Below are 17317 nucleotides of genomic sequence, written 5' to 3'. Positions count from 1 at the left end.
AATAAGATGACAAAACAGATCTGGTTAGATGAATATAAGCAATGGAATATAGAGAGTACGATTACATTGCCGGATGAACAAACTTCACTTCTCGATTTATGGGACAACAGTTTTAATAAGTTCCAGCAAAGAAAGGCTTTTATATTTGCAGATCAATCTTTTTCTTATGCTGAAATCGATTTATATAGTCGACAAGTAGCAACATTCTTGCAAAGTTTAGGGCTAGAAAAAGGGACACGTGTTGCCGTGATGATGCCCAATATTATTCAGTACCCGATTATTTCACTTGCCGTCATTCGTGCAGGTTACATTCTGGTCAATATTAACCCCCTCTATACAGCCCGCGAGTTAAAGCATCAATTAAATGATGCAGGCGCAAAAGTCTTATTTATATTAGAACAACTTTTACCTGTTTATGACGCTGTCAAAGAGCACGTGTCGGTTGAACAAATTATTACCACCACCATGACTGAAATGTTGGTCGAGCAACCTACTAAATTAAACACCTTAGATTCTAAAAAACACGCTTTTAAGCAAATCTTATTGAAGACAAATGCCCAAGACTATATACGTCCTAAGCTTATTCTTGAGGATACTGTGCTTTTGCAATATACGGGCGGAACAACAGGTGTATCGAAGGGCGCAGAATTAACCCATAAGAATATTGTCGCCAACTTATTACAAAATAATGTGGTTTTTAAAAGCTACTTTGGTGACCGAGATGCTTTCGAAGATGAAATAGCGATCTGTGCCTTACCGCTTTATCATATTTTCGGTTTTACTGTCTGTTTATTGCACAGTGCAATGAATAAAGGTTATGCCACTGTTTTAGTTCCAAACCCGCGTGATTTAGATGCTCTCGTGCACTGTTTTGAAAAATATCGTCCTACGGTTTTTCCTGCTGTAAATACTTTATTTAATGCGCTGATTAATCATGAAGGCTTTAATAAATTGGACCATAGCCGTTTAGAAATTACTACAGGCGGCGGTATGGCAATTTTGAAATCCACTGCCGATGGATGGGAAAAACTGACAGGACGTATTATCCGTGAAGGGTATGGCTTATCAGAAACTTCTCCTGTGGCGACCTTTAACCCGCCAATCTCTAATACTTTTAGTGGCACGATCGGTATTCCTGTACCGAGCACGGATATTGCAATTTTGGATGATGAAGGTCATCAATTAGCACCCGGTGAAACTGGAGAAATTGCAATTCGTGGCCCGCAGGTCATGAAAGGTTATTGGAATTTACCCGAAGAAACGAAAGCAGTCATGACTGCTGATGGTTTCTTTAGAACGGGTGATATTGGCTTTATGAATGAAAAAGGCTATACCAAAATTATTGACCGTAAAAAAGACATGATTTTAGTTTCAGGTTTTAATGTTTTTCCGAACGAAATTGAAGAAGTTTTAGCCCAACATCCAAAAATTTTGGAAGTCGCCGTGGTTGGCATTGCAGATGAAAAATCGGGTGAAGTGCCTAAAGCCTTTATTGTCAAAAAGGATGACTCTTTATCGGTTGAAGAAATTCAAATCTATGCAAAAGAAAACCTGACTGGCTACAAACAACCACGCTATATTCAATTTATAAATGAATTACCCAAGTCGAACGTGGGTAAAATTTTAAGAAAAGAACTAAAGGTTTAATAAGAACTTTTAATTAAAAACATAAGCGTATGGGAATAGAAGGTCCATAAATAAATGAAAAAAGGAATGAGATTATGGGTTCAGGATTAATTACCGTATTTTTACCAATTGCACTCGCAATTATTATGGCTGGTTTGGGCCTAGAGTTGACCATAAATGACTTTAAACGCGTGCGACAACACCCAAAAGCCGTGTTTATCGCATTATTTTGCCAACTGGTTATTTTAGTCGGTATTGCATTTATTATTTGTAAGGTTCTTGCTTTACCACCCATGCTTGCTGTTGGATTAATGCTCCTTTCTGCGTCACCGGGCGGGCCAACTGCTAATTTATTTAGTTATCTCTATAAAGGTGATATCGCTTTAAATATTACTTTAACGGCTATAAATTCAGTCATTGCTGCCTTTACACTTCCATTAATTGTGAATTTTGCAATACAACACTTTATGGAAAATGGGCAAAATGTAGGATTGCAATTCTCTAAAATCATACAGGTTTTTCTCATTATTTTAGTGCCCGTTGGGATCGGGATGTTAGTCCGTCATTTTGCACCGCATACGGCCGAAAAACTCAATAAACCTGTGCGTATCTTTGCTATCGTTTTTCTCGTATCGATCATCATATTAGCAATTGCACGAGATTACCAAAATCTGATGACGTATATTGGACAAATTGGATTGGCAACTTTGCTGTTCTGCGTATGTAGTTTAATGGTTGGCTATTTTGTTCCAAGATTATTGGGAGTAAATAGCTTTCAGGCAAAAGCTTGCGCGTTTGAAATTGGAATTCATAACAGTACTTTAGCCATGACTATTGCTTTTACAGTAATGGCAAGCAGTATGGCCGCTATGCCAGCAGCCGTTTATTCATTATTTATGTACATTGTTGCTGCAATCTTTGGCACATTGTTAAATCGTTTAGAAAAGAAAGAGATCACACAAATATCACCTAAAACATACTCAAAGAATCTTCAGTAATATCTGGCAGATAAAGGTATTTAATTACCACCAGATGTTTTAGTTTGAAATAAAAGAGGAGGCTAATACCTCCTTTTTTAGTCTCAAAATTTAAAATATTTATGGCCGAGTAAGCGCAGTCACAATAAAAAGAAAGCGTTAGAGTGCTGTTATAAAAGCAAATTGTTAAGCCAATATTTAAGGTTTTCCTTAATTATGTAATTAAATGAAAAACAATAATTTAATTAAATATTTTCTAGCCAATTTCACACTGACAGCTCAAATATTGAAGATTACCATTTGCGGGCTGGCCTACATTGCCAGTCGGTCGTCGCAGACCGAATATTATCTCCTGCATCAGAGTCATTCCTTCTGAGGAGTAGTCTTGTGTGCACACCTCGTTCCCTCCCGTAGCGGTAGGACGGGAGTGGGACACTTTCGAGTGTGCTGGAGTTGAAACCAGTCCGTCAACCCGCTTCCGTTCTGCCACCATAATTTATAATGCTTTGGCAGAACTCCCAAAAGAAGGAGTTGGCTATGCACATTCATAAATTATTGGCAGTCACTGTCAAAATCTATCTCGACACAACTTAAATCAATTTAAAGCAGTTTGATGAGCTATAGGCTTTTCAGGCTTTAAATCATTACGTCTAAAACTTAGCAACAATAAAACTTGAGATGTGCCAAGCACAGTCTTTACGGCTTTGCTCTGCCTTTTTGTCTCCCAGAAAAGGCACAGGCTTTTTAATCTCTTTTAGCAACAACAAGAATTTATAACGGTAAAACGATGCCAACTTTAGAAAGATCTTCCAAAAAATTACAGGTTCTTCATACAGCAATTGAGCTGTTCAATCTCTATGGATTTCACAATGCGGGCGTGGACTTAATTGTCAAAAAATCCAAAATTCCTAAAGCCACTTTTTATAACTACTTTCAATCAAAACAGCGACTTGTTGAAATGTGCATATCTTTTCAAAAAAGCAAACTTAAAGAAGAAGTGCTGGCAATTATCTACTCAAGCCGTTACCGAACCTCAAGCGATAAACTCAAAGAGATCATTGTTTTACATGTCAATTTTAACAGCCTGTACTATCTATTACTTAAAGCCATTTTTGAAACTAAACAGATTTACCCGCAGGCCTACCGTATAGCGCTTGAATATAGAAAATGGCTGCTTAAAGAACTTTTTGATCTTGTTTTTAGTTTGGAAACTCACGCGTTAAAACCAAGTGCTGACATGGTTTTAAACCTAATTGATGGCTTGATGTTCCAGATTTTAAGCTCAAAAAGTTTGGAGGAAAGGGATGTGGTGGTGGAGAGGTTTTTTTCTATGAATTGAACATAGTTTTAATTGTTTGACTTTTGAGTATATTTAACAAAATCAAACATATATTAAAATAAAATTATTTAGAATTATTTCATCATAATTTGGGAATTTGCTTATGAAATTGTTAGGAATATTATCTATCCCTTTTATTATCTCTGCCTGTGTTACTAATCAGAATGTGCAAAAGGAAGAGACCCCAGAATGTATGAATTATCATGCAATGATGACAGCACCTATGCCAGCAGATGCAATGGAAAACTTAAAAAAAGCCTGTTACGAATCTAGAAAATAGCGTTGAGCATTTATATTTAAAAAAAATTTATTAATACGAGAATATTAAGTTAAAAAATAACTGCTGACTGTTCTTATTTTTGCAACTTAAGTTCTTATTTTAGTAGCTTGTTTTAATCTTTCGAAATCAGAAATATAAGAATGTTTTTATCAAGTATAGAACATTTAATTTAATTGTATATCTGAGGTTTCGAATGAAAAAGATCTTTTTAAATACCACACTACTAGGCTTAATGTATTTGAACATAAGTCATGGAGCCAATGCTCAAAGTACGATAGATATTCCAGAAGCTCCCTCTACTGTAAATGCGGTTTATGTTTCCCAATCGAGTAAAAAAGCTTTAAATCCATCGGAAAAAATTGACCGGCTATATAACCGAAATCTTCAGCAAGAGTATGTACTGCAACGTATGACAGAACATACTTATTTTTTTCAATCCCAATTTTATGGAACGATGTTTTATGTAGGTGAAAAAGGAGTACTGTTATTTGACCCAGTTGAAAATGCTGGAGAAAAGATTTTAAAAGCGATCTCAGAAGTAACAAAACTACCTGTTACAACAATTGTCTATTCGCATGCGCACGCTGACCATATCAGCTCAGCTCCAGTAATTGTTGAAGCTTCTAAAAAGGCAGGTGTCAAAGTACGTATTATTTCATCTGATGCTACAGCAGAGCTTTTAAACCGAATTAAAAGTAAATTGCCAAAACCTACTGAAACAATTCCTTTTAAAAATGGTAGTTTTAATTTTGAAGGGGTGAATGTTCAAGTACATGGTTTCAAATATGCAGCACATACTGCTGATACAGGTGTTTGGTTAATTCCAAGTGAGAAAGTTGCACATATTCCCGATCTAATAAATGCCGATCAATTACCTTATTGGGGTTTCGCTGGTGCTGAAGTTCCTCTTTATTTTGAAGAAAATTTAAAAGAATTAAAAAGTTTAAATTGGGTATTTCTGAGTGGTGGCCATGGAAATGTTGGATCTAAAGCTGATGTAGATTTCTATTTAGAGTTCCTAAAAGATATGAAACAAGCAGTGGGCCAATCATATGGCGTGGTGCAGTGGGGAGTAGGAGCTCCTGATCCTCAGAAAACAAATTCACATATGGCCCAGCTACCAGCATATCTTGATGCAATAGGTAATCAGGCAACTGAATATTTACGACCAAAATATGGACAATATTATGGGTTTGAAACTTCAGTTCCAAAGAATGGTGAAATCACAGCTTTATTAATGTATGCCTATCAATAGTAAAAAATGTCTATACCTAAAATCGGGTATAGACTTTTTATATATTGATTTTAATTAGATATCCTGCATTTCTTTGAGTAGAGGAGGAATTTTTTCGATTAAGAAATCAAGAAAAACCTTTGATGCTGGTAAAGCACCGCTCCGAGATGGAAAGATTAAATGAAAATTTCCAGTTGGAAGTTCCCATTCAGGTAAAACGACAATAAGTTTCTTTTCTAATATTAGGCTTTTGCATTTTAACAAAGGCAGCAAAGCGATACCTTTTCCATCGGTAGCTAAACAATTAAGCAAAGTTAAACTTGCAGCTTTGATAAATGGTTTTATAGGCAAACTTACGTTTTCATTAATAGTTTGATTGCTAAAGAACCAAGTTTGATTTTCATTTTCGATATTACTTAACAATTTATGCTTACTTAAATCGCTAGGATGCGTAGGTGTACCATATTGGTTGAGATATTGTGGACTGGCGACTAATACTGATTGTGTATAACCAAGATGTCTCATCACTAAATTGTGATCGCTATCTAAGTTCTGTCGAATACGGATTCCAATATCGACAGATTCTTTAAGGATATCAACTCTCTTGTTGGTAACAATAAATTTGATTTCTACTTTGGGGTATCTATCCATAAATTCAGGAAGAATGAGAGGCATAATTCTTTCTGCAACATCTATAGGAATGCTTACAGTAATTGATCCAATCGGCTCGCCGCGCAACTGATCTATTAAGTCATAAACAGTTTGCGCTTCTAAAAGCATTGATTGTACATATTGATAAATCTGCTCGCCGATTGCCGTAAGCTTAATTTGTCTCGAGTCTCGTTGTAATAATTTAACGTTTAAATTTTTCTCTAAATTTGAGAGTCTTCGGCTTAATTTTGATTTAGATATACCTGTTTTTTGTTCTACTTTACTTAGACCACCATGTTCGACAATTAAAGCAAAAATATATAAATCATTTAAATCTTTCATCGGTGTTTTAACCTTAATGAACCAATAATTTATCTTACTTCGAAATTTATCTTTGTTGGTTGCATTTTTTGCAACATATGTTCCCGATTATAGGGCTTAAGTGGCAAATATAAAACGAATAAACTCATTTCACGACTTAAAACCCTTATAGGTATGAAATGAAACTTTTACATTTAGACTCAAGTGCTCTCGGTGAATTCTCGGCTACTCGGGAGATTGGGCAAGCAGTAGTTCAAGAGTTAAAAAAACATGGTCCTTTAGAGGTAACCTATCGCGACTTGCATGTAGAACCACTTCCACATTTTTCAAAACACTTTGATAGTTTGAGTGAAGAAGCCCAAGTTGATGAACGTATTCTTCAACAATTTGAAGAAACAGATATTTTTGTACTAGGGGCACCGATGTACAACTTGAGTATTCCCACTACATTGAAAGCATGGATTGATCGAATTTTAATTGCAGGTCGGACTTTCAGATATACAGAGAATGGGCCACAAGGCTTAGTTTCTGGTAAGAAAGTGATTATTGTAAGTGCTCGCGGTAGTGCTTATGGTGATCAATTTCCTATGGATCATCAAGAATCTTACTTAAAAGATATTTTTAATTTCTTAGGTATACAAGACGTATTTGTAGTACGTGCTGAAGGAATGGCTTTTCCAACTCGTTCTCAATCAATTAGTAAAGCAATTAATAGTATTCCACAAATGTTTGCTATTCCTGCTCCAAACTGAGAGAGAATAATCATGACTAGAATTAATAACGCAATCGAAAAAATTATCCAACATCCAAAAGTATTTGGATTTGCATCACTTCTAATGCGGGTAATGATATCTGTAATTTTTGTCTTATCCGGATTAGGAAAGATATTTCAATATTCGAGTAATGCTGGATATATGGAGTCTATGGGAGTGTCATCTGCATTATTGCCATTAGCAATTCTGGTTGAGTTTGGAGGTGGTTTCCTTGTATTGATTGGCCTTCAAACGCGACTTGCAGCATTTCTATTGTTTGGTTTCTCGTTAGTGGCAGCAGTGCTATTTCACAGTGGTTCTGATATGAACAGCCAAATTATGTTTATGAAAAACATTTCAATGGCTGGAGGTCTACTGGCTCTTGTTATCTTTGGCGCAGGTGGCCTAAGTGTAGATAAGAAACTTAAATAATTTCAGAAAGGTAAAGGTACATATTTGTATTTTTACCTTTATTTTTCTATTTTAATAATGGTTGTTATCAATGAGATTATTTTTTTATCCTCATGCCTGTTCAATGGCGATTCATATTGCTTTAAAAGAAACAGGGCAAGTATTTGATACAGAGTTTGTAGACTTATCAACAAAAGTCACTGGATCCGGATTGGATTATTTAAAGATTAATCCTAAAGGGGCAGTTCCAGCACTTGGACTTGAAAATGGTAAAGTCATAACTGAAGTTACAACAATACTGACTTATTTAGCTGACTTGGTTCCAGAGAAAAATCTAATACCCAAATCTAGTTCTTTTGAACGTTATGAAATGATGAGTCTATTGTCATTTATTAGTATGGATATACATAAAAATTTCTCTGCTTTTTTCTACAAAGAAAAGATTGATCCTTGGATTGAAGTATCCAAACACAAGTTATCAAGAAGTTTTGATTTTATTGAAAATAAACTTCAGTCAAATCAGTATTTAAACGGCAATGAAATCTCAATCGCAGATTTCTATTTCTTTGTAATGCTTCATTGGTGTGACTATTTTTCTATAGACTTAGAGAAATGGCCTAAGATTCTCAATTTGAAATATAACTTGGAAAAAAGAAGTTCTATACAAGAAGTTCTAAAGTTTGAATCAAGTTTGTCGCAATAAATTTTATGTAGAAAGAGGAACATACGAGTGTTCCTCTTTTATATTTTATAGTCATAAAATAGATTATAGAAATAACGTATGTTGTAGAATGAAATTTAAATAAATAATTAAAATTATACCTTAAAGATAAATTATGTTGTCAAAAGTGAAATTTAAAGTTGTGAATTTGGCAACAAAGATTTGCGTTAAAAAAATATAATAAGAAAGCGTGAATTAAAAATGAGTCTTTAAGTATTGAAAAAATCATATTTAAAGAGGTTAGTTAACTATTCATTAGCACTCTCATGTTCTATAAAAATTAAAGAGGTATTAATGAAAGATGCACCTACTAATATGCATATTTTTTTTATAAAAACCTATGCACTATTTCAAATGATATTTGCCCTTATATTGTACTGTGGGGGTGCGTATTTAATCTATCTGAATGGATCTAGTTATTATCTGATAACAGGGCTTTTACTTTTAGTCTCAAGTTTTTATTTATTCAGAAATAAATTGCTAGGAGCTAAAATTTTTGCTGGCGTCTTTATTTATACTTTAATATGGACAATGTGGGAGGTAGGTGATCGATACTGGGGGTGGATACCTAGGGTTGCAACAATTGCTATTTTTACTTTATTTTTAACTTTACTTTTACCTTATATTGAACAAGGCGTTAGCAAAAGAATCTCTCGTATTTTAACAGCTCTAGTCATTTTATGTTTTATTATGGCGGGTGCATTAGCGTGGTTTCCACATTACTCTACATTTGATCAAAACCAAATTCCAAATACAGCTCTTGCTCAATACCATTCGGATAATCAACAGCCTACTGACGATTGGCGGTATTATGGAAGAGATGCGCAGGGAACCCGTTTTTCACCCACTAATCAAATTACCCCTGAAAATATTAATCAATTAAAACAAGTCTGGGTAACACGTACAGGAGATATGCCTCCTGTAGATAAAAAAAATAAGTGGGCTGCACAAACAACACCAATTAAAGTCAATGATTCTCTTTACTTGTGTACTGCTACTAATAACATGCTGAAATTAGATGCGCGTACTGGTAAGAAAATTTGGGAATATAAACACAATTTAGCTTACGAGAAATTACCGTCGACCGCAGTGTGTCGCGGTGTCACGTTCTATACTTCAAAAGTAATTCCTGAGAGTGAAATATGTCATGAAAAGGTGATTGAAGGCACGCTAGATATGCAACTTATAGCGGTAGATGCAAAAACAGGAAAGGCATGTCCCCAATTTGGTACAAACGGACATGTGAACTTGCTAGAAGGAATTGGTCATACAGTTCCAGGATTCATGGCTGTTACATCGCCACCCCCTGTCGTAAATGGAGTAATTGTAGTCAACCATAAAGTTCAAGATAACCAACGCCGCACAGCTCCTTCTGGTGTAATACGTGCATATGATGTTGATACTGGTTCTCTTAAATGGGCTTGGGATGTAAGACAACCAAATCGACATGGATTACCTCCAAAAGGTGAAACCTATAGCCGTGGTACGCCTAACTCTTGGACAGTTATGACTGTTGATGAAAAATTAAATACAGTCTATGTTCCAACAGGAAGTTCGGCCCCCGACTACTATAGCGCTTTACGTACAGAAGAAGAAAATCAAATTTCTACCACAGTTGTTGCATTGGATGCTCAAACAGGGGTAAAAAAATGGAGCTTTCAAACTGTTCATAAAGACGCATGGGATTATGATTTAGGATCACAAGCAACTCTACTTGATTATAAAGATCAATCAGGAAAGATTGTTCCAGCGCTCATTATGCCAACAAAAAGAGGACAAACATTTGTATTAAACCGAATTACAGGCAAACCCATTTCAAAAGTTGTCGAGCGCCAAGCTCCTGAATCTGTTATTCCAGATGATGTGCGTTCGCCTACACAACCATGGTCTGTAGATATTCCTCGATTAGGGTTTTCAGATTTAACAGAATCAAAAATGTGGGGCATATCACCAATTGATCAAATGCTTTGTCGTATTAAATATAGACAAGCATATTATGTTGGTGAATTTACTCCTCCTACGGTTAATAAACCATGGATTCAATATCCTGGATTTAATGGTGGTAGTGATTGGGGAAGCATAGCCTATAACCCTAAAAATGGTATTTTGATCGTTAACTGGAGTAATACCCCAATGTACAACCAGTTGGTTGCAAGAGCTAAAGCAGATCAAGAAGGTATTTTACCGATGGATGATCCGAAATTTAGTGCTAAGAAAAATGGCTCAATTGCAGCAATGGCTGAATCTCCTTATGCAGTAAATGTTCAACCATTCTATGCTCCAATTACCAATGTGCTTTGTAATGAACCACCATATGGAATGGTTACTGCTATTAATATGAACACCAAGAAAGTGATTTGGCAAAAACCTTTGGGAACTGCAGAGCACAATGGTCCATTTGGATTGCCAACATATTTACCTATTAATATTGGTACACCTAATAATGGTGGGCCTATTATTACAGATGGTGGAGTTGTATTCGTTGCTGCTGCAACTGATAACCGTTTGCATGCCTTTGACAGTAAAACTGGTAAGTCGATCTGGAGTGCCAAATTACCTGCGGGTGGACAAGCAACACCTATGACTTATTCTATTGATGGAGAGCAGTATGTTGTCATTGTTGCAGGTGGCCATTACTTTATGCAAACACCGCCCGGTGACTATGTAGTTGCTTTTAAACTAATGAAAAAATAAATTTAAAAGCTTTTACCAAGTTCTATTTTTTAGAAAAAGAGGCCATAAAAGGTCTCTTTTTTCTTAGTTTTACTGCTTGAAGTGTGGTGGCATAATTGGGCGGCACTGCATACTTAAAGCCATTTTTGAAACTAAACAGATTTACTCGCAGGCCTACCACATGGCAATTGAGTATAGAAAATAGCTGCTTAAAGAACTTTTTGATTTGGTTTTTAGTTTGGAAAACCATGCGTTAAAACCAAGTGCTAACATGGTTTTAAACTTAATTGATGGCTTGATATTCCAGATTTTAAGCTCAAAAAGTTTGGAAGAGAGGGATATGGTGGTGTGGCGGTTTTTTTAAATAGGAAATATTACTTTCTTTAAATTTATATTGATGAATTTAAGATCATGCGGTAGGAGATTAATTATTTATAATATTTAGAAAATATTATTAACTTTTTTGTATTATATTTATGATTATTAAAAACTAAATTTTAAATCTTATGGATGAACTGATTTCAGCAGCTGCAACAATTCAAGGTGCACAAATTCAAGCTAATTACGCACTTTGGGCAGCTGTTTTAGGTGGTGCATTTTTATTAGCTTCAATTTTTTTTACTGCTCAATTTACTTTAAAAGCACATAAAATCGATAAATTAGCTGAGGCAAAAAGAGATATCTATCTGGATTTAGTCCGTAACTGGCAAAACTTTATGATGGCAGTTTTTTCTTTCATTAACTTAAATAAGGACGTTTACGAAGAAAATTTTAGTTTAGCTTTGACAGAATTAATTGCCTCTTTACATGAGACTAGTTTCATTTCTGATCCATTGACCAAAGAAAAAGTATTAGATTTTACAATGCAACTGATAGAGGATTTATTCAAGATTAGGCACTATGGTACGCAGTTCTAAGACTTTGAAGGAAATGAACCAGAAAGATTTAGAATGCAGATTGAGGTGATGGATTTTATGCGTGACTATGGAATTAAAGCTTTAGACTTGCAAAGAGAACTGAGAATCGAAATAGGATTAAAAGAGGATGAAATAGTAAATCAACGCATACTTAAAAAACAAAAAGAATTTTATGAAAAAGTAAAAATAAAATTAAAAAATTTTTTGGAAAAAAAGGGTGAAGGGAATGAAGAAATTTAAACTTTTTATAAAAGAAATTCCAAACTTTAAATTAAGCAATAAAGTTATTTTAAATGATTGTTCGTATCGCTTATAAAATATATGTAAACGTAACTAGGTAAAATATGATAAAGAGATATTTAATAAGTGGATTATTTGCTTTAAGTCTCAGCATGAATATTCATGCAAATGGAGAGACTCTAAGTGCTCAAACCACTAAACTAGGACCAAAAGATCTAACAGCAGAGGCACGTATAAAACTATATAAAAATGGTTCGTTCGAGGTAATTCTTACAAAGAGTAGTGGTGATCCAGAGCAAGATGAAAAAATTTTAAAAATGATCAGAGCTGCAAACTTTAAGAAATTTCAGGAAAAGCTGAATCTTAGATATAAGAATCTGGATTATCCAGTTTACTTCAGTCAACCATTTATAATTACTCCAGCTACAGACGAAGTTAAAACCGAAGAATAAATCTTTTTTGCGTTATATTGGATGCGATGTAAGTAAATTGCACTACTGGCCTTAAAGAAAGCTCACAAAGATATAGGCTTTATTTATTACACATTGCTTAAAAAATATACAGAAAACTCTCTTAAACGAGTTGGAACACTACAAACGCGAATGATACTTTAAGTTTCACTCTTCCCAATAAGTGAGGTGAGCAATGAAATTGTTAGCTTTGATTAGTATGGGAGTTGCAGCGAGTTATTGGTATAAAACTATAAAAGATAGCAAGCCAACTCTTCTGAAACCTAATTTTGATGAAATAGTAAAAAACTTTGTATTAGCAGAATTTAAAGCCTAATGCATTTAATAATCTTAATTAACTAAAAAGCTCATCGGAAGATGGGCTTTTTTATTGTGATGGATCTTAAAATTACTTTACTGAAGAAGTCATTTAATTAGATGATCGATTTTTTAGTCATGAAAAAATAATACAGCTCAAAGACCAGCGTGTTATGGTATGTAAACACCTCCAAAATATGGATTAGATATGTCAGACAATACAACGAAATGGCTTTGTGTAGGTGGTGTACTAAGTGGAGAATGGAGAGAGCAGCAATTAGAAGCTTTTGATGTTGATCCTAATGATTTAAATACTCATAGTTATGAACCCATGAAACTTATTAATCCTGTTACCAAAGCAGAACAGCACTTTTATGTATATACGGAGCTACAGGAACAGGCATATGATAGGGCAATAAATTTTGCCTTATACAAAAATCAATAAGGATGAGAGAGCACTTAGGTGCTCTTTTTAATGAGTGGGTAAGTACTGGTTAAGTAGAAATACAATTAAAAAAGCCCCTCATATCTGAGAGACTAGTCATATCAATTTTCTGGAATGAATGGCTGAAATTTCTTAAAATAACTAAAAAAATCAAATTGATAAAAGTAGTTAATAGTATAATAAATCAGTGCACTAATTTATTCTTAATAGTAGCAGGACCTCAAAATAACTTCCAAGGCACTGTTAATAAGAAATTATTTGTTATTAGGATCAGGTTGATCATTATTCTCAGGCAAATCTTTTACGGTGCCAGGAACTTCTGATGGTTGAGTTTCGGTAGGTGCTTGTGTTGCAGAATGCTTATTCATTTGGGCTTTAATGATATTAGCGTTGTTAGTTGTATTTTGAGAAAAACTTTTAAAACCTGACATTTTTATCTTCTTATCTTCACTAGGGAAAGTTCATACTACGCTTTAAATCACTTTACATTACGGTTGTTTTAAGACTGATATGTGTTGATATGTCATAGAAATGGACTTTATTTCGACTCTATATTTCGTAAATAAAATCAATTATATGTAACCTGTTGAGTCTTATCCTTTAAAACTTGAAATTATCCTATCTCAATTTCAAGTAGGGGTACATAAAGCACACATATATAAATTTTCTCAACGTACAGATGATTAAATTTTAAAAATTAATTTAAATTAGTTGCCTACAAAATATTGATAGTATAAAAAATTTGTTAAGCATAATATGTCTAATTAAATTGGAGTATATAAATGCTAAAAGACATTACAATTATTGATTACCAAGGAAAAGAAACAAGGGCACAGGCAAACTATACAGAGGAAAATACTAATAGAATCAATCATTCATCTAGAGTTCAGAGAACTAAAGTTGAATATATTTTGTTAAGAGGTGAATTTATTTACCCTACTTTAAATATGGTTTTCAACAGTTCTGATGGCAACAGCTATTATATAGAATATAAATGACCTACTTCTGTGTTTTTTTTATGAGTGATTTTATATATAAAAAGACCAGTTAATTGATCTCTTTTACTCTATTTAAAAAATTAATTCTGCCAATACGGCCGCTCACCATAAATTTCAGCAAAATAATCGATCACCACTCGAATATTTAAGGGTGGATGGCGGACGTTGGGATAAATAGCTGCAATATGTTGGGGTTGTGATTTAATCGCGACTTCATATTCAGGTAAAAGCTTTATTAAGTCACCTTGTTTTAAAGCTTCGCCAATCAGCCAATCAGGAAATAAAACAATCCCCATACCATGAAGCGCAGCTGTCATTAAGCTCTCGGCATTATTCGATGAAAGTAAAGGAGTAAGAGGATAATGTACCCATTCTTCATCAGGCTTTCTCACTAACCAGCGGTTAGGACCTTCAAAACCTTTATAGACTAGGCATTTGTGTTGATTAAGTTCTGTTGGGTGATCAAGCGTACCGTATTTGGCAACATACTGAGGAGAGGCGGCCAAATGATACTTTTGTGTAGCAAAAATACGTGCATGAAATGATGAATCAGTTAGCGTTCCAATGCGAAATATTAAATCGGTGCTTTCGCGTAATGGATCTATAAATTCGTCGGTTTGAATTAGCTCTATTAAAAGTCTTGGATAACGTTCTGATAAACCCGCCAACCACGGCGCGATATGCCGTTGACCAAAAAATACAGGAGCATTGATGCGGACGAGTCCCGATGGCTCTATGGTTTTATCTTGTAAAGCCTTTTGTGCTTCATCAAATTGTTCGGTAATTCTTTTTGCATATTCAAAAAATAATTTGCCCGATTCGGTCGGAGTAATTGCTCGCGTATTTCGGTAGAAAAGTTGCTGTCCCAACGCATCTTCAAGCTGCTGGATGGTTCGAGAAATCATGGAGGCAGACACATCTTCTTTACGCGCTACATTCGAGAAGTTTTGTGCGTTATAAACGCTAATAAAGAACCGAAGCGTGCGGATATCAATCGAATTTGTTAAATCCATTTGTGCAATTTCTGCAAAAGTGATTCATGAATTATGCTGTTTTTCTGGTGAATTGGCTACCTTAGTATTCGTTGCCTAGATACAGATGAGGCAATGTAGATGCAAATTCTATTACTACTCCTAACCATTTTAGGGGGAATGGGGCTGTCGGTCGAAGCAGGGCTTCTAGGGCCGTTAGGAAAGGAAGTGGGTGAGTTATGGGCTACCTTTAGTATTTTTAGTGTGGGTGCAGCACTTACCTTTTTACTCATGCTGTTTTTTAGTCCACGTAATAGTCCTTCATTTTTTACGCTTCCATCTTGGCAATTACTCGGTGGTGTTCTTGGGCCTGCTTACGTCATTATTTTGACCATTACCACTCCAATTATTGGCATTGCCATGACGATGATAGGCATTTTAGCGGGTCAGGTGTCTAAAAGCCTGATCATCGACCACTATGGTTTGTTGGGGACTCCACACCGAAAGGTAGACCGTAAACGAATTTTGGCACTCATCTTTATTGTTGCTGCACTTGTACTTGTCGCAAAAGCATAGGAGACCCGCATGACAATTTTAATGATCCTTCTCGCCGTCATTGGTGGTGCTTTATTGAGTGTACAGGCTGCAATTAATGGTCAACTTGGAGCAAAAGTTGGTGTATTTCGTAGTGCTTTTTTGACTTTCTCAGTCGGTGCTCTAATTACTGCACTCCTTATTTTTTACTTTGAACCAAAACAAACCTTAACCTTGTTAGATGTTCCTAAATGGCAGTTGTTAGGTGCCATGTGTGGAGTGCCTTATATTGTCATTATGGTACTGGCTGTGCAAAGAATTGGAACTGCCGTAGCTACGGTAGCTGTAATTTTTGGGCAACTTTTGATGAGTATCTTGATTGATAACTTTGGCTGGTTTGGTAATGAAATGCTCTCTTTTTCACCGTATAGATTAGGTGCATTAATTTGCTTAGGGATTGCTTTATATTTTATCTATTCAAGTAGTAAAGACAAAAAGATAGAAGCGTAATACAAGCTTAAGATCGAAATTAATATAGGTCTCATTGTTGGTCGTAAAGCATACTAATAATGAGGCCATGCTTCATATTTTAAGTACTTTGATAAATGAAAGAAGTTGCTGTCGAGAGATAGAATTAAAATATAAGAAATATGGTAAAGTTAAAAACCTAATTCAATACATTAAAATTGATATCAAGCTATTGTAGGAAAAACATGGTTAAAATTAAACCTCACCCAGCAACAAGCGGAAATGCATCGGCTGATCGCCTTTTAACTTTGTTAACTGCTTTTAGAATAGGTGATAAATCTTTAACCCTAGCAGAACTCGCAGAACGAACAGAATTAAATAAAGCAACCATCATGCGCTTAATCGTTTCGCTAGAAGATTTTGGTTTTGTTAACCGTCTTTCGGATGGCAGATATACGCTTGCCAGCGAAGTTATGCGTTTAAATACAATTTATCAAGATGCTTTAGATCTAGAAAGACATGTGGTGCCGTGTTTACAGCAACTTGTTGATGAAACTGGTGAAACTGCTTCATTTTACGTTAAACATGGGGCATATCGTCTTTGCCAATACAGAGTGAACTCTACCCATCGACTGCGTGTTCATATTCAGCCGGGCGAAGTTCGACCAATGGATGGAGCAGCAGGCGCTCAAGCATTGCGATCAACACACGAACAAGTTTTAGCAAGAACTGAACCTTTTTATTCAACGGGTGTAACCGAACCACATGCTGCTTCAATGGCATTGCCAGTATTTGACGCTCAAAATGATGTAGTTGGAGCATTAGTCGTTTCGGGGCCATCAAGTCGTTTTACTGCGGAAATTGCAAAATCTGTGGGGGATTTTTTCTTCAAAATTGCAGATGATTTAACGAAAAGTTTGGGTGGTAAGAGTATTCGTAATTAATTCTAATATTGTAGATATAAAAAAAGGGGGCTAAATCGTTAGCCCCTT

General features: G+C 35.2%; 22 protein-coding genes and 1 pseudogene. 20 read left to right on the top strand and 3 right to left on the bottom strand.

The window, feature by feature from the left end:
• Positions 1–6 precede the first annotated feature (6 nt).
• The 6 genes from MKL33_RS09700 (at position 7) to MKL33_RS09675 (ending at position 5477) form a co-directional block, all read left to right on the top strand.
• Positions 7–1647 carry an AMP-binding protein gene (locus tag MKL33_RS09700; protein WP_270906881.1) on the top strand — a complete coding sequence of 547 codons (1641 nt, stop codon included), beginning with the start codon at positions 7–9 and terminating at the stop codon, positions 1645–1647.
• Positions 1648–1721: 74 nt separating this feature from the next.
• Positions 1722–2624, top strand: coding sequence for a bile acid:sodium symporter family protein (locus MKL33_RS09695; RefSeq protein ID WP_005135204.1), 903 nt, complete (start codon positions 1722–1724; stop codon positions 2622–2624).
• 368 nt (positions 2625–2992) lie between these two features.
• Positions 2993–3154 (top strand): hypothetical protein, encoded by a 162-nt coding sequence (locus MKL33_RS09690; protein WP_153227538.1) that lies wholly within the window; start codon positions 2993–2995, stop codon positions 3152–3154.
• A 236-nt stretch (positions 3155–3390) separates the two neighbouring features.
• A complete protein-coding gene (locus MKL33_RS09685) occupies positions 3391–3942 on the top strand; it encodes a TetR/AcrR family transcriptional regulator (RefSeq protein ID WP_270906880.1) in 552 nt (183 codons plus the stop codon).
• Between the two features lie 103 nt (positions 3943–4045).
• A complete protein-coding gene (locus tag MKL33_RS09680; protein ID WP_017403367.1) occupies positions 4046–4222 on the top strand; it encodes a hypothetical protein in 177 nt (58 codons plus the stop codon).
• Positions 4223–4415: 193 nt separating this feature from the next.
• Positions 4416–5477, top strand: coding sequence for an MBL fold metallo-hydrolase (locus MKL33_RS09675; protein WP_017481061.1), 1062 nt, complete (start codon positions 4416–4418; stop codon positions 5475–5477).
• 54 nt (positions 5478–5531) lie between these two features.
• On the opposite strand, the gene MKL33_RS09670 is transcribed toward MKL33_RS09675, so the two are convergent.
• Positions 5532–6449: a LysR substrate-binding domain-containing protein gene (locus tag MKL33_RS09670; RefSeq protein ID WP_000654049.1), complete on the bottom strand. Its 918-nt coding sequence runs from the start codon at positions 6447–6449 to the stop codon at positions 5532–5534.
• Between the two features lie 158 nt (positions 6450–6607).
• On the opposite strand from MKL33_RS09670, the gene MKL33_RS09665 reads away from it, so the two are divergent.
• From MKL33_RS09665 to MKL33_RS09620, 10 genes and pseudogenes are all read left to right on the top strand, one after another.
• The gene (locus MKL33_RS09665; RefSeq protein ID WP_017403365.1) at positions 6608–7180 is read left to right on the top strand and encodes an FMN-dependent NADH-azoreductase; all 573 of its coding nucleotides are present in this window, start codon (positions 6608–6610) and stop codon (positions 7178–7180) included.
• A gap of 12 nt (positions 7181–7192) precedes the next feature.
• Positions 7193–7612, top strand: coding sequence for a DoxX family protein (locus tag MKL33_RS09660; RefSeq protein ID WP_017403364.1), 420 nt, complete (start codon positions 7193–7195; stop codon positions 7610–7612).
• A 70-nt stretch (positions 7613–7682) separates the two neighbouring features.
• Positions 7683–8294: a glutathione S-transferase family protein gene (locus MKL33_RS09655; RefSeq protein ID WP_086354847.1), complete on the top strand. Its 612-nt coding sequence runs from the start codon at positions 7683–7685 to the stop codon at positions 8292–8294.
• A 312-nt stretch (positions 8295–8606) separates the two neighbouring features.
• On the top strand, positions 8607–11006 hold the full coding sequence (locus MKL33_RS09650) for a membrane-bound PQQ-dependent dehydrogenase, glucose/quinate/shikimate family (protein ID WP_270906879.1): 2400 nt from the start codon (positions 8607–8609) through the stop codon (positions 11004–11006).
• A 103-nt stretch (positions 11007–11109) separates the two neighbouring features.
• Positions 11110–11349 (top strand): annotated as a pseudogene (locus tag MKL33_RS09645) (TetR/AcrR family transcriptional regulator); the annotation flags it as partial.
• A gap of 142 nt (positions 11350–11491) precedes the next feature.
• Positions 11492–11902, top strand: coding sequence for a hypothetical protein (locus MKL33_RS09640; protein WP_270906878.1), 411 nt, complete (start codon positions 11492–11494; stop codon positions 11900–11902).
• A 57-nt stretch (positions 11903–11959) separates the two neighbouring features.
• The gene (locus tag MKL33_RS09635; protein ID WP_270906877.1) at positions 11960–12142 is read left to right on the top strand and encodes a hypothetical protein; all 183 of its coding nucleotides are present in this window, start codon (positions 11960–11962) and stop codon (positions 12140–12142) included.
• 152 nt (positions 12143–12294) lie between these two features.
• Positions 12295–12594: a TonB C-terminal domain-containing protein gene (locus MKL33_RS09630; protein ID WP_228287314.1), complete on the top strand. Its 300-nt coding sequence runs from the start codon at positions 12295–12297 to the stop codon at positions 12592–12594.
• 193 nt (positions 12595–12787) lie between these two features.
• Positions 12788–12928, top strand: coding sequence for a hypothetical protein (locus tag MKL33_RS09625; protein WP_000770264.1), 141 nt, complete (start codon positions 12788–12790; stop codon positions 12926–12928).
• 189 nt (positions 12929–13117) lie between these two features.
• Entirely contained in the window at positions 13118–13354 is a 237-nt protein-coding gene (locus tag MKL33_RS09620; RefSeq protein ID WP_061875132.1) for a hypothetical protein, read from the top strand.
• 254 nt (positions 13355–13608) lie between these two features.
• Here the strand turns inward: MKL33_RS09620 and MKL33_RS09615 are convergent, their stop codons facing one another.
• A complete protein-coding gene (locus MKL33_RS09615; RefSeq protein ID WP_262519633.1) occupies positions 13609–13785 on the bottom strand; it encodes a hypothetical protein in 177 nt (58 codons plus the stop codon).
• A gap of 351 nt (positions 13786–14136) precedes the next feature.
• Between MKL33_RS09615 and MKL33_RS09610 the strand changes: the two genes are divergently transcribed.
• Positions 14137–14352: a hypothetical protein gene (locus tag MKL33_RS09610; protein WP_017481069.1), complete on the top strand. Its 216-nt coding sequence runs from the start codon at positions 14137–14139 to the stop codon at positions 14350–14352.
• 80 nt (positions 14353–14432) lie between these two features.
• Here the strand turns inward: MKL33_RS09610 and MKL33_RS09605 are convergent, their stop codons facing one another.
• Positions 14433–15365, bottom strand: a complete 933-nt coding sequence (locus MKL33_RS09605; RefSeq protein WP_270906876.1) for a LysR family transcriptional regulator — start codon at positions 15363–15365, stop codon at positions 14433–14435.
• A 99-nt stretch (positions 15366–15464) separates the two neighbouring features.
• On the opposite strand from MKL33_RS09605, the gene MKL33_RS09600 reads away from it, so the two are divergent.
• The 3 genes from MKL33_RS09600 to MKL33_RS09590 all read left to right on the top strand — a co-directional run bounded on the left by MKL33_RS09600 (position 15465) and on the right by MKL33_RS09590 (position 17269).
• A complete protein-coding gene (locus MKL33_RS09600; RefSeq protein WP_202744056.1) occupies positions 15465–15899 on the top strand; it encodes a DMT family transporter in 435 nt (144 codons plus the stop codon).
• 9 nt (positions 15900–15908) lie between these two features.
• The gene (locus MKL33_RS09595) at positions 15909–16367 is read left to right on the top strand and encodes a DMT family transporter (protein WP_068526818.1); all 459 of its coding nucleotides are present in this window, start codon (positions 15909–15911) and stop codon (positions 16365–16367) included.
• 203 nt (positions 16368–16570) lie between these two features.
• Positions 16571–17269, top strand: coding sequence for an IclR family transcriptional regulator (locus tag MKL33_RS09590; RefSeq protein WP_002113797.1), 699 nt, complete (start codon positions 16571–16573; stop codon positions 17267–17269).
• Positions 17270–17317: the final 48 nt, after the last annotated feature.

The sequence above is a fragment of the Acinetobacter sp. AOR43_HL genome (assembly GCF_027854635.1).
GTDB lineage: Bacteria > Pseudomonadota > Gammaproteobacteria > Pseudomonadales > Moraxellaceae > Acinetobacter > Acinetobacter pittii.
This window is presented reverse-complemented; position numbering and strand designations above follow the sequence as displayed.

What these genes read in the sequence shown, in the direction of transcription:
- MKL33_RS09700 (WP_270906881.1), top strand. Translation starts at nt 7, where the DNA reads ATGACAAAACAGATCTGGTTAGATGAATATAAGCAATGGAATATAGAG.
- MKL33_RS09605 (WP_270906876.1), bottom strand. Translation starts at nt 15,365, where the DNA reads ATGGATTTAACAAATTCGATTGATATCCGCACGCTTCGGTTCTTTATT.
- MKL33_RS09590 (WP_002113797.1), top strand. Translation starts at nt 16,571, where the DNA reads ATGGTTAAAATTAAACCTCACCCAGCAACAAGCGGAAATGCATCGGCT.
- MKL33_RS09640 (WP_270906878.1), top strand. Translation starts at nt 11,492, where the DNA reads ATGGATGAACTGATTTCAGCAGCTGCAACAATTCAAGGTGCACAAATT.
- MKL33_RS09610 (WP_017481069.1), top strand. Translation starts at nt 14,137, where the DNA reads ATGCTAAAAGACATTACAATTATTGATTACCAAGGAAAAGAAACAAGG.
- MKL33_RS09595 (WP_068526818.1), top strand. Translation starts at nt 15,909, where the DNA reads ATGACAATTTTAATGATCCTTCTCGCCGTCATTGGTGGTGCTTTATTG.
- MKL33_RS09600 (WP_202744056.1), top strand. Translation starts at nt 15,465, where the DNA reads ATGCAAATTCTATTACTACTCCTAACCATTTTAGGGGGAATGGGGCTG.
- MKL33_RS09670 (WP_000654049.1), bottom strand. Translation starts at nt 6,449, where the DNA reads ATGAAAGATTTAAATGATTTATATATTTTTGCTTTAATTGTCGAACAT.
- MKL33_RS09680 (WP_017403367.1), top strand. Translation starts at nt 4,046, where the DNA reads ATGAAATTGTTAGGAATATTATCTATCCCTTTTATTATCTCTGCCTGT.
- MKL33_RS09675 (WP_017481061.1), top strand. Translation starts at nt 4,416, where the DNA reads ATGAAAAAGATCTTTTTAAATACCACACTACTAGGCTTAATGTATTTG.
- MKL33_RS09695 (WP_005135204.1), top strand. Translation starts at nt 1,722, where the DNA reads ATGGGTTCAGGATTAATTACCGTATTTTTACCAATTGCACTCGCAATT.
- MKL33_RS09635 (WP_270906877.1), top strand. Translation starts at nt 11,960, where the DNA reads ATGCGTGACTATGGAATTAAAGCTTTAGACTTGCAAAGAGAACTGAGA.
- MKL33_RS09685 (WP_270906880.1), top strand. Translation starts at nt 3,391, where the DNA reads ATGCCAACTTTAGAAAGATCTTCCAAAAAATTACAGGTTCTTCATACA.
- MKL33_RS09660 (WP_017403364.1), top strand. Translation starts at nt 7,193, where the DNA reads ATGACTAGAATTAATAACGCAATCGAAAAAATTATCCAACATCCAAAA.
- MKL33_RS09665 (WP_017403365.1), top strand. Translation starts at nt 6,608, where the DNA reads ATGAAACTTTTACATTTAGACTCAAGTGCTCTCGGTGAATTCTCGGCT.
- MKL33_RS09615 (WP_262519633.1), bottom strand. Translation starts at nt 13,785, where the DNA reads ATGTCAGGTTTTAAAAGTTTTTCTCAAAATACAACTAACAACGCTAAT.
- MKL33_RS09630 (WP_228287314.1), top strand. Translation starts at nt 12,295, where the DNA reads ATGAATATTCATGCAAATGGAGAGACTCTAAGTGCTCAAACCACTAAA.
- MKL33_RS09625 (WP_000770264.1), top strand. Translation starts at nt 12,788, where the DNA reads ATGAAATTGTTAGCTTTGATTAGTATGGGAGTTGCAGCGAGTTATTGG.
- MKL33_RS09620 (WP_061875132.1), top strand. Translation starts at nt 13,118, where the DNA reads ATGTCAGACAATACAACGAAATGGCTTTGTGTAGGTGGTGTACTAAGT.
- MKL33_RS09650 (WP_270906879.1), top strand. Translation starts at nt 8,607, where the DNA reads ATGAAAGATGCACCTACTAATATGCATATTTTTTTTATAAAAACCTAT.
- MKL33_RS09655 (WP_086354847.1), top strand. Translation starts at nt 7,683, where the DNA reads ATGAGATTATTTTTTTATCCTCATGCCTGTTCAATGGCGATTCATATT.